The following is a 13,073-nucleotide window of genomic DNA, read 5'->3' as shown; positions in this document are numbered from 1 at the left end:
GCGCGCCAGGGCTCAGGCGTTCGCGTCTCCGGTCGGCGGTGCCGCGACGAGGCGCACGACGGCGTCGCGCAGCCAGGCGCGGTACCGCTCGTCCGACCAGCCCGCCCCCTCGACGAAGTGGGACCAGCCCTCGGGCGCGAGCAGGTAGGAGAGGGCCTCGGCCGCCTCCTCCCGGGCGGTGTGCGGGCGGAACCCGTGCGCCACGAGCACGTCGACGCTCGCGCGCAGGTCGGCGCGGCGGCGTCCGAGGAGCGCGTCGAGCTCCGCGGCGACGGCCTCGTCGGAGCGTGCCGCCGACGTGAAGGCGGACCACAGGCCGGCGACGCGGGCGTTCGCCGCCGCGACGAGCGCGACGAGCCCGTCGAGGAACTCTTCGGGGTCGGTGGTGCCGGCGACCGAGCGACCCTCGGGTCGCTCACCGAGCGACTCCCGACCCTCGGACCCGGCGAACGTGAGCTCGAACGCGGCGAGGAGCAGTGCGCGCTTGGGCCCGTGCGCCTTGACCGTCTCCAGCGACACGCCCGCGCGCTCGGCGACGCGCGCGAGGGTCGTGCGCTCGTAGCCGCGCTCGGCGAGCTCCTGTGCGGCGGCGCGGACCACCCGCTCGCGCGTGCGCGCGGCCTGCTCGGCGCGGAGGTCGGACGTGTAGGCGCGCGGGACCACTATTGACTACCCCTTGAAGGTGATGAATACTCCTGACGGTTGATCGATCTTCTCACACGCCGGCTCCCCACCGGCTTCCCCGCGCAGACGGCCCGGTCCTGCGCCTTCCGTCCGTCCGGCGCGCCGCGCGCCGCCACGAGAGAGGCACCACCGATGGCCGACGTCCTGCTCTGCTCCACCCCCGTGCACGCCCACGTCACGCCGCTGCTCGCCGTCACGCGGGCGCTCGTCGCCCGCGGGCACGACGTCCGGTTCCTGACGGGGGCCCGGTTCGCCGCGGCCGTCGAGGCAGCGGGCGCCACGTTCCTCGCGCTCCCCGCAGAAGCCGACTTCGACGACCGGGACCTCGCGGCCGCGTTCCCCGGTCGCGCGGGGCGCACCGGACTCGACGCGATCCGGTACGACATGCTGGAGATCTTCGTCGGACCCGGCGTCGCGCAGCACCGTGCGGTGGTCGACGCCCTCGCGTCGCGCCCGGCGGACGCCGTGCTCGTCGAGCCGCTGTTCCTCGGCGCGATGCCGCTCGTGGCGACGCCCGCCGACGGCCGGCCGCCCGTGCTCGCGCTCGGCATCTTCCCGCTCGGGCTGAAGAGCGACCGCACCGCGCCGTTCGGCCTCGGGGTCCTGCCCGCGCGCGGACCGCTCGGCGTGGCGCGCAACAGGGTGCTGCACCGGTTCGTCGAGCAGGTCGCGTTCGCCGCCCCCCAGCGCGCCGCGCAGGACATGGTCCGTGCTGCGGGCGGGGAGCCGAGCGGCACCTTCTTCCTCGGCTGGCCGGCCGACGCGGACGCCGTCGTGCAGCTCACCGTCCCCGAGCTCGAGTACCCGCGGCCCGACGTCGCGACCCCGGTCCGGTTCGTCGGCCCACCGCGCCCGGCGGCGGGGAGCGGCGACCTCCCGGCGTGGTGGGGCGACCTCGACACCCGCCGGCCGGTCGTCCACGTCACGCAGGGGACCGTCGCGAACGAGGACCCGACCCAGCTCCTCGTCCCCACGCTGCGCGCGCTCGCCGACGAGGACGTGCTCGTGGTCGCCGCGACGGGCGGCCGCCCCGTCGGCTCGCTCGGGCCGCTCCCGGCGAACGCGCGCGCGGCCGAGTACCTCCCGTACGACGCGCTGCTGCCGCGCACGTCGGTCCTCGTGACCAACGGCGGTTACGGCGGCGTCCACCACGCGCTGCGCCACGGTGTTCCCGTGGTCGTGGCCGGCAAGACCGAGGACAAGGCCGAGGTCGCGGCACGCGTCGCGTGGACGGGCGCCGGTGTGCGGCTCCGGACGAGCACGCCGCGGCCAGCCCAGGTGCGGCGCGCGGTGCGGCGTCTGCTCGCCGACCCCTCGTACGCGCGGGCCAGCGCGCGCATCGGCGAGCGCATCGCCGCCTCGCCGGGCGAGGACGGCGTCGTCGACGTCGTCGAGGAGGTCGTCGCCGCCCGGCAGGCGTCGCGCGCCGTCCGCTGACGGGGGCAGGATCGGGGGATGCCCAGCGACCTGCTCATGCGCATCCACGGCCCCGAGTTCCGCGCCATGTCCGAGAGGGTGCTGCGCGCCACGGAGCTCACCTCGCGGCTCAACGTCCTGCCGTTCGACGACGAGGAGGGCCGGGCACGGCTGTTCGAGCAGATCCTCGGCCGACCGATGCCGCCGCGCGTGACGATCTACCCGCCGTTCTTCACGGACCACGGCCTGAACCTGGACCTGGGGGAGCAAGTGTTCGTCAACCAGAACTGCACGTTCCTCGACTACGCGGGCATCCGGCTGGCCGAGCGCGTCATGGTCGCCCCGAAGGTCACGTTCATCACCGTCGGGCACCCGGTCGACACCGACGACCGCAAGGTCTGGCTGACCGGCGGCCCGATCGACGTGCACGAGAACGTGTGGATCGGCGCCGGCGCGACGATCCTGCCCGGCGTGACCATCGGTCGCGACGCGGTCGTCGCCGCCGGCGCGGTCGTGACCGACGACGTCCCGCCACGCAGCCTGGTCACCGGCACCAAGGCGGCGGTGCGTCGCACCTGGTGACCGGCGGCCTCCGGCTCAGCATGCGTGCTGTGGGTCGTGCTGGAGCCTGCGCTTGCTTCGCTGCGCTCCGGCTCAGCACCGGAGCTGTCGGTCGTGCTGAAGCCTTCGCTTGCTTCGCTGCGCTCCGGCTCAGCACTCGACGACGTTGACGGCGAGGCCGCCCGTCGAGGTCTCCTTGTACTTGGTCGACATGTCGACGCCGGTCTGGCGCATCGTCTCGATGACCGTGTCGAGCGAGACGACGTGCGAGCCGTCGCCCTGGAGCGCGAGGCGCGCCGCGGAGACGGCGGTGCAGGCGGCGATGGCGTTGCGCTCGATGCACGGGACCTGGACGAGCCCGCCGACGGGGTCGCACGTGAGCCCGAGGTTGTGCTCCATCGCGATCTCGGCCGCGTTCTCCACCTGGGCGGGCGTGCCGCCGAGCACGGCGCAGATCGCACCCGCCGCCATCGAGCACGCCGAGCCGACCTCGCCCTGGCAGCCCGCCTCCGCGCCGGAGATCGACGCGTTGCGCTTGTAGAGCGCGCCGATCGCGGCGGCCGTGAGGAGGTACGTGCGCATGGCCCGACGCCGGCGCGCGGGGTCCGCGGCGACGTCCGGATGGGTGCGCAGGAAGTGCCGACCGACCGCCGGGATGATCCCGGCGGCGCCGTTCGTCGGGGCGGTCACGACCCGGCGCCCGTCGGCGTTCTCCTCGTTGACGGCCATGGCGAAGGCCTGGAGCCACTCGATCGTGGTGTCGGCGCCGCGCTCGTCCGCGAGCTCGAGGCGCTCGCGCTGGGCCCGCGCCCGACGGCGGACCTTGAGGCGCCCGGGCAGCACGCCGTCGCGCTCGAGCCCGGCGTCGACGCACGCGCTCATGGTGTCCCAGATCCGGTCGACACCCGCCTCGACCTCGGCGGCGGGGCGCAGGGCGGACTCGTTCGCCCACGCGACGGCGGCGATGGACGTGCGCTCGCGCTCGCACAGGGCGAGAAGCTCGGCGGCGTTGGCGAAGGGGAACGGCACGCCCGACGGCTCGGTCCGGGGGTCGATCGCCTCGCCCGCGAGCTCGGCGCCGAGCTGCGCGGCCTCGTTCGCGGCGGCGGACTCGAGCTCGGCGGCCGTGAGGACGAACCCGCCGCCCACCGAGTAGTACGCCTCCTCGGCGAGCGGGGCGCCGCTCGCGTCGAGCGCGGTGAACCGCATGCCGTTGGGGTGGCCGGGCATGCGGGTCAGCGGCGCGAGGCGCACGTCGTCGCTCGTCATCGTGATGCGGTGCCGGCCGAGCAGCGCGACGGGCGCGCCCTCGCCCAGCTTCTCCCACGAGCCCGGCACACGGGCGGGGTCGCACGTCTCGGGGTCGAGGCCGAGCAGCCCTGCGACCACGGCGTCCGGCGTGCCGTGACCGACGCCCGTCGCCCCGAGCGACCCGCACAGCACGACCCGCAGGCCGGCGACCGCGTCCAGCACGCCGCCGTCCTCCAACGTCGCGACGAAAGCCTTCGCGGCCCGCATCGGCCCGACGGTGTGCGAGCTCGACGGCCCCACGCCGACGGAGAAGAGGTCGAGGACCGACACGTACGCGCTCATGGAGACCATGGTCGCACCTCGTCCCACGATGCGGGCGGTTTTTGCTATAGCGAATGGTGTGGCCGGTCGACCCTGCCGAGAACGACGGGGCAGGTCGCGAGGTGGTCGTCCACGAGGCCACAGGCCTGCATCGCGGCATACGCCGTCGTCGGCCCGACGAACCGGAACCCGTGCCTCTTGAGCGCCTTCGAGAGCGCGGTCGACTCGGGGGTGAGCCCGGGGACGTCGCCCCAGGTCGCGGGGCGCTCGCGACCGGCCGGTGGCGCGAACGACCAGATCAGCTCGTCCAGCGTGCGCCCGCTCTCCTGGAGCGCCAGCAGGGCGCGCGCGTTGTCGATCGTCGCGGTGATCTTCTGCCGGTTGCGGATGATGCGGGCGTCGCCGAGCAGACGCTCGACGTCGGCCTCGTCGAACGCGGCGACGGCCTCCGGGTCGAACCCCGCGAAGACCTCGCGGAAGGCGGGGCGCTTGCGCAGCACGGTGATCCAGGACAGGCCCGACTGGAACCCCTCGAGCGCCAGGCGCTCGAACAGCGCCGTGTCCCCGTGCACCGGGACCGCCCACTCCGTGTCGTGGTACTCCTCGTAGAGCGGGTCGCCGTCGCCGAAGCACCGGACGCCGGGCTGCGGGGAGGCGGGCACGTCGTCGGGCACCGCCAGGGGCGTCGGCGGGGTCGTGTCGGTCGTCATGCGTCCACTCTGCCCGGTCCCGCCGACACGGCGACTGCGCCGTACGCCGGGTGTGGACGGGGACCTCGCGATCAGGGCCTGTGCACGCTCACGCTCCCGGAGGCGGCGTGGGAGGCAGGCGGAGGTCCGCGATCGCGCGCAGCGCGTCGAGGTGCGCGCCCAGCGCCGCGCGGCCGGCGCCCGTCAGGCGGACCCACGTGCGCGCCCGGCGACCCGACCGCTCCTTGGAGATCTCGACGTATCCGGCGGCCTCCAGCACGGTGAGCTGCTTGGACAGCGTCGGGTCGGAGAGCTCGATGGTGTCACGCAGGGTCTTGAAGTCGGCCTTCTCGACGCCGGACAGCGCCGCGACCACCGAGAGGCGCACGGGGGAGTGGATCACCTCGTCGAGGGTGTGGCGTGGGTGGTGCTCGGCGGCGTCGCCCGTCGACGACCCGGTGGGCTCGGTCGTCACGCCGTCACCGCCGTCTCCCGTGGCGCGGGGATCCACGCCGCGAGGAGCAGCGGGACGGCGCTGACGAGCGCCGCGGGGACCCAGAACGCGACGTCGCCGGCGAACCGGTCGAGACCGACGAAGAGCGTCGCGCCGTAGACGACGGCCCAGGCGCCGGCACCGAGGGCCAGTCGCGGGCGCGCGCCGGCGACCATGGCGCCCTGGCGCGCGGCCCAGGTGACGCCCACGGTCACGAGCAGCGCCCAGGCGCTCATGCCGACCACGAAGCCGGCCCGGCCACCGAGGCCGAGCGCGAGCACCAGACCGACGCTCGCCGCGGCCCAGCCCGTGAGGTAGAGGCGGACCCATCGCCAGGCCCTGGCGCGGGTGGAGGCGGCGAGCCGCGACGCGTCCGCCAGCGCCGAGGAAGCCTCGGCGGGGCTGGGCGCGGTGCGGGAGGGCGTGTCGTCGGTGCTCATGGATGCCATTCAAGCATTCAGTTTCCAATGTGGCAACTAGTTTCCTCGGGGAGTTCTGCCGATGGCCGGGCGTCGGTCGTCCAGGGCACACTGGGTCCCGGCCGGGTGCACCCGGCGCGATGACGCCGTCGTCCCGACCATCGTCTCCCCGAGGAGCAGCCATGTCCGACGCCCTGGCCGCGCTCGCCGCCGCCGTCGCGGCGGCGCCGTCGAGCGCCCCCCTGCGCGTCCACTACGCGAGCCTCCTGCTGGCCGCCGGGCGACCGGTCGAGGCGCTCGAGCAGGCGAGCGCCGCGCTGCGGATCGACCCGGCCGACGGCGAGGCGCTCCGCCTGGTCCAGGACTCGGCCGTCGCCGCGGCGACGGGGGCCCGGCCGGCGGCCGACCCGCCCGCGACGGGTCCCGGCGCGTCGTCGACCCCGGTCGCCGGGCTGCACGCACCGACGTCCGCGCCGGGAGGCCACGACGACGGGATCATCACCGGCGTGCCGTCCGACGCGACCGTCCCGCGCGCGCCCGGCGCGCCCGCGCCCGGCACCCCGACCGCGGAGGTCCCCGCGGCACCCGCCCCCGCGTCCACGCCCGGCGTTCCCGCCGCGCCTGGCCCCGCGGCATCCGGTCCCGCGGCGCCGTCGGGCATCGACTGGGACCGGTTGGAGCACGAGGTGGGTGTCCACGTCCCGGCACCCTTCGTCGAGACCCCGGCCGTCGAGGCGCCGCCCGGGCAGGCGCCCGCCGTGCCGCCCGCCGGGCCGGGCTCCGCTCCCCTCGAGGAGGCCGACGGCGCCGCGCCGCCCGCACCGGGGGGCCAGCCGTTCCTCGTCCCCGCGCGCGACGACGCCCCCGACGACGGGTCCGGGCTGCTCGAGGTCTCGCGCGAGACGGTGACGCTCGCGGACGTCGGCGGGCTCGAGCCGGTGAAGCAGCGCATCCGCGAGGCGTTCCTGGAGCCGATGCGCCACCAGGCGATCGCCAAGGCGTTCGGCAAGTCGCTGCGCGGCGGGCTCCTGCTCTACGGGCCGCCCGGGACCGGCAAGACGTACATGGCCCGGGCCGTCGCGGGCGAGCTCGGGGCGCGCTTCCTCACGGTGACGCTCGCGGACATCCTCGACAAGTACATCGGGGAGAGCGAGCAGAACCTGCACGCGCTGTTCCAGAGGGCGCGACAGCTCGCGCCCGCCGTGCTCTTCCTCGACGAGGTCGACGCGATCGGCGGCAAGCGCGCGCAGTACTCCGGCTCGTCAGGCATGCGGACCGTCGTCAACCAGCTCCTCCAGGAGATGGACGGCATCGGCTCCGACAACGACGGGCTGTTCGTCCTCGGCGCGACGAACCACCCGTGGGACGTCGACACGGCGCTGCTGCGCCCGGGGCGGTTCGACCGCGTCGTGCTCGTCCTGCCGCCCGACGAGCCGGCGCGCGAGGCGATCCTGCGCCACCACCTCGCCGGTCGCCCGGTCGCGGGGATCGACCTGCGCTCGGTCGTGCAGCGCACCGACGGCTTCTCTGGCGCCGACCTCGAGCACCTGGCGGCGACGGCGGCCGAGAAGGCGATGATGGACTCGATCGCGTCGGGGCAGGTGCGGCCGATCACCATGGCGGACCTGGACGCCGCGCTCGCCGACGTGCGTCCCTCGACGACGGCATGGCTCCAGTCCGCGCGCAACGTCGTCACCTTCGCGAACAACGACGGCCGCTACGACGACCTCGCCGCGTACCTGCGCGCGCGACGCATGCTCTGAGCAGGGCCTCGACCGTGAGCACCACGACCGACCCGCGCGCCGTCGCCTCGCGCGCGGAGCTGCTCGTCCAGATGGGGCGGCCCGAGCGCGCGCTCGACGAGGTCGACGACGCGCTCGCGAGCCTGCCCGACGACCCGCGCCTGCTCCTCGCCGCCGCCTGGGTGCGGCTGCACCTCCAGCGCTCGGCCGAGGCGCTGCCGCTCCTGGAGCAGGTCGTCGGCGCGCAGCCCGCGGCCGACGGCGCGCTGTACCTGCTCTCGATCGCGCGCCAGAACACCGGCGACGTGGCCGGGGCGCGGGACGCCGCGGCGAAGGCGCTCGAGCTCGACCCCGACGACGCGCGGTACCACCTCCAGCTCGCCGACACCCACCTGTCGGGCCGGGTCCGCGGTGCCGACCGGAGGCTCGCGCGCGAGCGCATCGACTCGGCGCTCGAGCTCGCTCCGGAGAACCCCGACCGGATCGTGCAGGCCGCGCGGCTCTGGTCGAGGCTCGGCGACGACGACCGGGCACGCGCGCTCGTGCGCCAGGGCCTCGCCGTCGCCCCGGAGCACGAGGACCTGCTCTACCTCGACGCGGCGCTCGCCCTCGACGCCGGCCGCAGCGCGAAGGGGTACAGCGGCGTCCTCGCGATGAACCCCGAGCACGCCGAGGCCGGCTACCTGCTGCACCTCAGCGTGTGGCAGCAGATCCTGCGTCTCGTCGAGATGCCGGTCCTGCTCGTCGGCGCGGTCGCGCTCGTCGTCGCCTTCTCGATGAGCGACGCGTACGTCGGCAGCGTCCCGGTCTGGGGGATCGTGGTCCTCCTGTGGACCGGGATCACCGCCCTGCGCGTGCTGCCCGTCCTCCTCCAGGTGCCACGCGGCCTGCTGCGCCGCACGCTGCGCCGGACGCCGTTCCGGGGCGGGACCGTCGCCGCCGTGGTCGTGGGCTGGGTGGGCGTGCTCGCGGGTCTCGCGCTGCTCTACGTGGTGCGCGACGCCGTCGTCGTGCGCTGGTTCCTCGTCGGCCTGGGCGGGGTGCTCGCGGTCACGGCCGTGACGTCCGCGGTCCTGCACGCGGCCATGCTCACGCAGACGCGCGAGCTCGGGTACCTCCCGCCCGGCCCCGCGGGGGCGGCCCGCGTCGCCGGGCTGCGGTCAGGGCTGCGCGGCGCCGTCGTGCGGCGCACGGTGGTCATGGGCCTCGTCGCGATCGTGGTCGCCGCGATCGGCCCGGGAGGGTTCGCGCGCGGCGACGCCCGGCCCGTCGCGGCGCTCGCCGCCGTCGCGTTCGTCCTGCCGGTCGCGGTCGGCCTGTGGGTCGCCTGGCGTGTGGCCGCCCAGCAGCGCGCGGCGACGGACGAGCGCCCGGCCGTCAGCGCCGGCGCGGCCGCCCGTGCCGGCCTGGGCGCAGCGGTCCTCCTCGTCACGACGGCGCTCCTCGCGCTCGGCGGGGTGGCGGCGCTCGCCGCGCTGCCCGTCAGCCCGGGCGAGCACGACGCCGACGGCCGCTACGTCCAGGCGCCGAAGGCCCCGCGCGACCCGGACTCGGACGTCCAGGAGTGCACCGGGCGCCCCGTGACGCGCCTCTCCTGCATCCAGGAGAACAACCGCACCCGGCAGGAGGAGCTGCGCGACCGGATGGAGGGCATCGACATCCCGAGCATCGACGTCCCGACGCTCGACCTGCCGGACCTGCCCGAGGTCCAGGTGCCCGACGCCCCGGCCCAGCCGACTCCCTGACGAGGTGAGACTCCGGCCGAACGGGTGGGGCGCCGGCCCACCCGTGGGCCCGGCACCGTGCGGCGGTCAGCCGTGGTCGGCGACCGCGCGGGCGGCGGCACGCTGGGCGACGAACGCCTCGATCCCGTCGAGGAGGATGTCGAGCCCGAACCCGATGTCGCTCTCCCAGTCGTCGGGCTGGGCCTCGGCCGGCGTCCATGCGGCGAGCGCCCCGGTGAGCGCGGGGTAGGTCTCGGGGTCGACGAGCCGGGTGAGCACGAGCTCGTAGTCGGCGTACGGGTTGGCGGCCGCGACCGCGTCCTGGTCGAGCTCGGCCTCGGGCGTGTCGGCCGGGAGCCCCTGCGCGTGGCGCACGGCCTCGGCGGCGGCGCGCCGGGTCTCGACCTGGACGCGCCCCTCGCCGAGCACGTGCTGCGCGAGGAGCCCCACGATCTGGAGCTTCTCGTCCGTCGTCAGGTCGAGCGGCGCAAGGATCGCGAACGCGCGGTCGATCCAGCGCAGGCGGTTCGGGCCGACCTGCGCGGTCGTCAGCGGCAGGTCGAGGAACCAGGGGCGCGCGAGGACGCCCGCGATCTGCGCACGCGTCCAGGCCTCGAGCCCGGCGCGCCAGTCGCCCTCGTCGTACGGGGGCAGCTCGAGCACGTCCGCGGCGGCGTCGGCCATGAGGACGAGGAGCTCGTCCTTGCTCTCGACGTAGCGGTAGAGCGCCATCGACGAGTACCCGAGCGACTCGGCGACGCGTGCCATGGACACCGCGGGCAGGCCCTCGGCGTCGGCGAGGTCGATGGCCGCGCGCACCACCTGCTCGACGGTGAGCGCGGGCTTGGGGCCGCGCCGCGGGGCGGGGCCGCGTCCCCAGAGGCGCGCGATGACGGGCGGGAGCTCCGTCCCGGCGTCCGGTCGGTCGGTGCTGGGTCGGTCGTCGGCATCGGTCCCGGTCATGTCGTCATCCTCCCGCGGGCCTTGACCGCTCACGAAACTGTGTCTAACGTCAGCAGAATAGTATCGACCACAAACAGTTTCTTTCCAACGCCATTTCCACCACGTCCCAGGGAGTCCCCATGCCAGCACCCGACGTGCTCGTGCGCGCCGAGGGCCTGCGCAAGAGCTACGGCTCCGCCCGCAGGTCGGTGCGCGTGCTCGACGGCGTCGACCTCACGTTGCATCGCGGCGAGGTCCTCGCCCTCCTCGGCCCCAACGGCGCCGGGAAGACCACTACCGTCCGCATCCTCGCCACGCTCCTGCGCCCCGACGGCGGGACGGCCGGCGTCGCGGGCCACGACGTCGTGCACGACGCCGCGCGCGTGCGCGGCCTCATCAGCCTCACCGGCCAGTACGCCGCGGTCGACGAGAAGCAGTCGGGCCGCGAGAACCTCACGATGATGGGTCGCCTCGCGCACCTGCCGCGCCGGTCCGCGCGGGCCCGCGTCGACAGCCTGCTCGACGCGTTCGACCTCGCCGCGGCCGCCGACCGGCGGGTCGGCACCTACTCCGGCGGCATGCGGCGTCGGCTCGACCTGGCGGCCGGGCTCCTCACCCGTCCCCAGGTCATGTTCCTCGACGAGCCCACCACCGGCCTCGACCCGCGCAGCCGCCAGACCATGTGGGAGGTGATCCGCGGCGTCGTCGCCGACGGCACGAGCCTGTTCCTCACGACGCAGTACCTCGAGGAGGCCGACCAGCTCGCCGACCGCGTGGCGCTCATCGACGACGGCCGCGTCGTGGCCGAGGGATCGCCGTCGGAGCTCAAGCGCCGCGTCGGCGACGCGAGCATCGAGCTGACCTTCGCGTCGGTCGCCGAGGCGGCGTCGGTCGGGTCTGTGGGGCCCTGGCCGGAGGCGCTCGGCGTCACCTCCGCGACGCTCCGCGTGCCGACCGACGGGTCGGTCGAGCACGTGCGCGACGTCCTCGCCGCGGTGGCGGCGACCGGCGTCGAGCCCGTGCGGTGGGAGGTGCGCGAGCCGACCCTCGACGACGTGTTCCTCACCCTGACGGGCCACGCCGCGCGGACGCGCGACCGGGACGGCGTCGCGACCGCGACCGACCACGAGGAGACCGCAGCATGACCGCCGTGACCAGCGCTGCGCCGTCGGGCACGACGCCGCGTCTCCCCGCCCCCGTGGCCCGGCCGGGCCGGCACGTGCTCGCCGACGCCGGGACGATGGTCGCGCGTTCCCTGCGGCTCGTGCGCCGCGAGCCGGACGAGCTGGTCCTCGCGCTCGTGCTGCCCGTGATGCTCATGATCCTGTTCGTGTACGTGTTCGGCGGCGCGATGAGCGTCGGCACGGACTACGTCACGTACGCGACGCCGGGGATCATCCTGCTCTGCGCGGGCTACGGGGCGTCGAACACGGCGATCGCCGTGGAGCAGGACATGTCCGGCGGCATCATGGACCGGTTCCGGTCGATGCCGATCGCGAGCTGGACGGTCCTCGTCGGGCACGTCGTGGCGAGCGTCGTGAAGAACCTCGTGACGACGGCCGTCGTGCTGGGCGTCGCGTTCCTCATCGGCTTCCGGCCCGACGCGAACGCGCTCGAGTGGCTGGGGGCCGTCGGGGTCGTCGCGGCGTACGTGCTCGCGATCACGAGCATCGCGGCCTTCGTGGGCGTGCTCGTGCGCTCGCCCGCGGCGGCCGGAGGATTCAGCTTCTTCATGCTCTTCCTGCCGTACGTGTCGAGCGCGTTCGTGCCGCCGGAGACCATGCCGTCGTGGCTGCGCGGGTTCGCGGAGCACCAGCCCGTCACGCCGGTGATCGAGACGATCCGCGGCCTGCTCGTCGGCATGGACTCGACCGGCGCGCCGGTCACGGACCTGGGCCCGACGGCGGCCCTCGCCCTCGCGTGGTGCCTCGGCCTGGTCCTGGTGTTCCTCGGTGCCGCGGCGTGCGTGTTCGCCCGGCGCCGCCGTCAGTAGCGGGCGCGACGGCCTGCCGCGCCCGCGGCGAGCCGCCCGGCGAGGGGGACGACGGCCTGGACGGCCAGGCTGGCGGCCAGCGCGACCGAGAACGCCGCGGCGACGCCCAGGCGTTCGACGAGGAGCGCGACCAGGAGGCAGAACACCGCGAACCCGGTGAGCCCGGCGAGCAGTCCCCGTAGGAGGCGGACCGTCTCGGCCGAGCCGCGCTGCGCGAGCGCGAACGCGGCGACCACGCTCGACGCGATCGGGAACGGCGCGAGCACGCCCGTCATCGCGGGCCCGAGCGCGCCCGACGCGGTGGTGACGGCGAGGACGAGCGCCGCCGTCGTCGCGGCACGGGCGGGAAGGTCCCACCAGGGCGGCGGGACGGTCGACGGCGGGGGCCCCGGTGCGTCGGGCGGCATGACGCGGGACGCGCCCCAGAACGTCGCGAGCGCCACCACGAACGCGATCCCGGCGGGAAGCGTCAGCCGGGCGAGGGCGACGTCCGCCACGAGGCACGCGGCCCAGGACGCCGCGAGCGCACCGACCCAGCCGGTCCGGCGCGAGCACCGGCCGAACACCACGGCGAACAGGGCGAGCGACGTGAGGCCGAGGAGCGCCGAGGACGCCGCAGCGGCGCCGAACGCGGTGCCGTGGTCGAGCGTGGTGATGAGCAGGATCGGCCCGGCCACGACGGGCAGCCCGACGAGGACTCCCGTGAGCCGCGCGCCCCAGCGTCGTCCGGCGAGCGTGGACGCGACCACCAGAGCAGGTGCCAGCACGAGCTTGAGGAGCAGCGTCACGCGGTCACGGTAGCCGGTGCCGGTGCCGGTGACCGACCGCTCGCCCGGGC

13 protein-coding genes are annotated in these 13,073 nt (G+C 75.3%); 6 read left to right on the top strand and 7 right to left on the bottom strand.

The genetic code is table 11. The annotated features are described in order from the left end of the window. Positions 1-12: 12 nt before the first annotated feature. A complete protein-coding gene (locus A0J59_RS06060) occupies positions 13-663 on the bottom strand; it encodes a TetR/AcrR family transcriptional regulator (RefSeq protein WP_231581658.1) in 651 nt (216 codons plus the stop codon). Positions 664-816: 153 nt separating this feature from the next. Here A0J59_RS06060 and A0J59_RS06055 point away from each other — a divergent pair, with 153 nt between their 5' ends. Continuing rightward, the gene (locus A0J59_RS06055) at positions 817-2,121 is read left to right on the top strand and encodes a glycosyltransferase (protein WP_064315539.1); all 1,305 of its coding nucleotides are present in this window, start codon (positions 817-819) and stop codon (positions 2,119-2,121) included. A gap of 18 nt (positions 2,122-2,139) precedes the next feature. Then, complete coding sequence (locus tag A0J59_RS06050; RefSeq protein ID WP_047231007.1) at positions 2,140-2,682, top strand: DapH/DapD/GlmU-related protein; 543 nt, start codon at positions 2,140-2,142, stop codon at positions 2,680-2,682. A gap of 129 nt (positions 2,683-2,811) precedes the next feature. On the opposite strand, the gene A0J59_RS06045 is transcribed toward A0J59_RS06050, so the two are convergent. The 4 genes from A0J59_RS06045 to A0J59_RS22280 form a co-directional block, all read right to left on the bottom strand. After that, a complete protein-coding gene (locus A0J59_RS06045) occupies positions 2,812-4,254 on the bottom strand; it encodes an L-serine ammonia-lyase (protein WP_053370684.1) in 1,443 nt (480 codons plus the stop codon). A gap of 44 nt (positions 4,255-4,298) precedes the next feature. After that, positions 4,299-4,943, bottom strand: coding sequence for a DNA-3-methyladenine glycosylase I (locus tag A0J59_RS06040; protein WP_064315538.1), 645 nt, complete (start codon positions 4,941-4,943; stop codon positions 4,299-4,301). Positions 4,944-5,031: 88 nt separating this feature from the next. Continuing rightward, positions 5,032-5,397 carry a transcriptional regulator gene (locus tag A0J59_RS22285; RefSeq protein WP_064315537.1) on the bottom strand — a complete coding sequence of 122 codons (366 nt, stop codon included), beginning with the start codon at positions 5,395-5,397 and terminating at the stop codon, positions 5,032-5,034. Continuing rightward, positions 5,394-5,855 carry a hypothetical protein gene (locus tag A0J59_RS22280; RefSeq protein ID WP_064315536.1) on the bottom strand — a complete coding sequence of 154 codons (462 nt, stop codon included), beginning with the start codon at positions 5,853-5,855 and terminating at the stop codon, positions 5,394-5,396. Before A0J59_RS22280 ends, A0J59_RS22285 begins: the two co-directional genes overlap by 4 nt. Positions 5,856-6,016: 161 nt before the next feature. On the opposite strand from A0J59_RS22280, the gene A0J59_RS06025 reads away from it, so the two are divergent. Together A0J59_RS06025 and A0J59_RS06020 are read left to right on the top strand one after the other, a co-directional pair. Beyond that, the gene (locus A0J59_RS06025) at positions 6,017-7,597 is read left to right on the top strand and encodes an ATP-binding protein (RefSeq protein WP_064315535.1); all 1,581 of its coding nucleotides are present in this window, start codon (positions 6,017-6,019) and stop codon (positions 7,595-7,597) included. A gap of 14 nt (positions 7,598-7,611) precedes the next feature. Next, positions 7,612-9,321 carry a tetratricopeptide repeat protein gene (locus A0J59_RS06020; protein WP_064315534.1) on the top strand — a complete coding sequence of 570 codons (1,710 nt, stop codon included), beginning with the start codon at positions 7,612-7,614 and terminating at the stop codon, positions 9,319-9,321. 66 nt (positions 9,322-9,387) lie between these two features. Here A0J59_RS06020 and A0J59_RS06015 read toward each other — a convergent pair whose 3' ends face one another. Then, positions 9,388-10,263, bottom strand: a complete 876-nt coding sequence (locus A0J59_RS06015; RefSeq protein WP_064315533.1) for a TetR/AcrR family transcriptional regulator — start codon at positions 10,261-10,263, stop codon at positions 9,388-9,390. A 119-nt stretch (positions 10,264-10,382) separates the two neighbouring features. Here A0J59_RS06015 and A0J59_RS06010 point away from each other — a divergent pair, with 119 nt between their 5' ends. Beyond that, the gene (locus tag A0J59_RS06010; RefSeq protein WP_064315532.1) at positions 10,383-11,387 is read left to right on the top strand and encodes an ATP-binding cassette domain-containing protein; all 1,005 of its coding nucleotides are present in this window, start codon (positions 10,383-10,385) and stop codon (positions 11,385-11,387) included. Next, positions 11,384-12,235 carry an ABC transporter permease gene (locus A0J59_RS06005; RefSeq protein WP_082918777.1) on the top strand — a complete coding sequence of 284 codons (852 nt, stop codon included), beginning with the start codon at positions 11,384-11,386 and terminating at the stop codon, positions 12,233-12,235. The genes A0J59_RS06010 and A0J59_RS06005 overlap by 4 nt, the downstream gene beginning before the upstream one ends. On the opposite strand, the gene A0J59_RS06000 is transcribed toward A0J59_RS06005, so the two are convergent. After that, positions 12,229-13,023: a hypothetical protein gene (locus A0J59_RS06000; RefSeq protein ID WP_064315531.1), complete on the bottom strand. Its 795-nt coding sequence runs from the start codon at positions 13,021-13,023 to the stop codon at positions 12,229-12,231. The genes A0J59_RS06005 and A0J59_RS06000 overlap by 7 nt on opposite strands. Between the last annotated feature and the right edge of the window lie 50 nt (positions 13,024-13,073).

This window comes from Cellulosimicrobium sp. I38E, assembly GCF_001647255.1.
Classification (GTDB): Bacteria; Actinomycetota; Actinomycetes; order Actinomycetales; family Cellulomonadaceae; genus Cellulosimicrobium; species Cellulosimicrobium cellulans_E.
Note: the sequence above shows the minus strand (reverse complement) of the source record. Positions and strands in the feature narration are given on the sequence as shown.

What these genes read in the sequence shown, in the direction of transcription:
- A0J59_RS06055 (WP_064315539.1), top strand. Translation starts at nt 817, where the DNA reads ATGGCCGACGTCCTGCTCTGCTCCACCCCCGTGCACGCCCACGTCACG.
- A0J59_RS06050 (WP_047231007.1), top strand. Translation starts at nt 2,140, where the DNA reads ATGCCCAGCGACCTGCTCATGCGCATCCACGGCCCCGAGTTCCGCGCC.
- A0J59_RS06045 (WP_053370684.1), bottom strand. Translation starts at nt 4,254, where the DNA reads ATGAGCGCGTACGTGTCGGTCCTCGACCTCTTCTCCGTCGGCGTGGGG.
- A0J59_RS06040 (WP_064315538.1), bottom strand. Translation starts at nt 4,943, where the DNA reads ATGACGACCGACACGACCCCGCCGACGCCCCTGGCGGTGCCCGACGAC.
- A0J59_RS22280 (WP_064315536.1), bottom strand. Translation starts at nt 5,855, where the DNA reads ATGAGCACCGACGACACGCCCTCCCGCACCGCGCCCAGCCCCGCCGAG.
- A0J59_RS06025 (WP_064315535.1), top strand. Translation starts at nt 6,017, where the DNA reads ATGTCCGACGCCCTGGCCGCGCTCGCCGCCGCCGTCGCGGCGGCGCCG.
- A0J59_RS06015 (WP_064315533.1), bottom strand. Translation starts at nt 10,263, where the DNA reads ATGACCGGGACCGATGCCGACGACCGACCCAGCACCGACCGACCGGAC.
- A0J59_RS06010 (WP_064315532.1), top strand. Translation starts at nt 10,383, where the DNA reads ATGCCAGCACCCGACGTGCTCGTGCGCGCCGAGGGCCTGCGCAAGAGC.
- A0J59_RS06005 (WP_082918777.1), top strand. Translation starts at nt 11,384, where the DNA reads ATGACCGCCGTGACCAGCGCTGCGCCGTCGGGCACGACGCCGCGTCTC.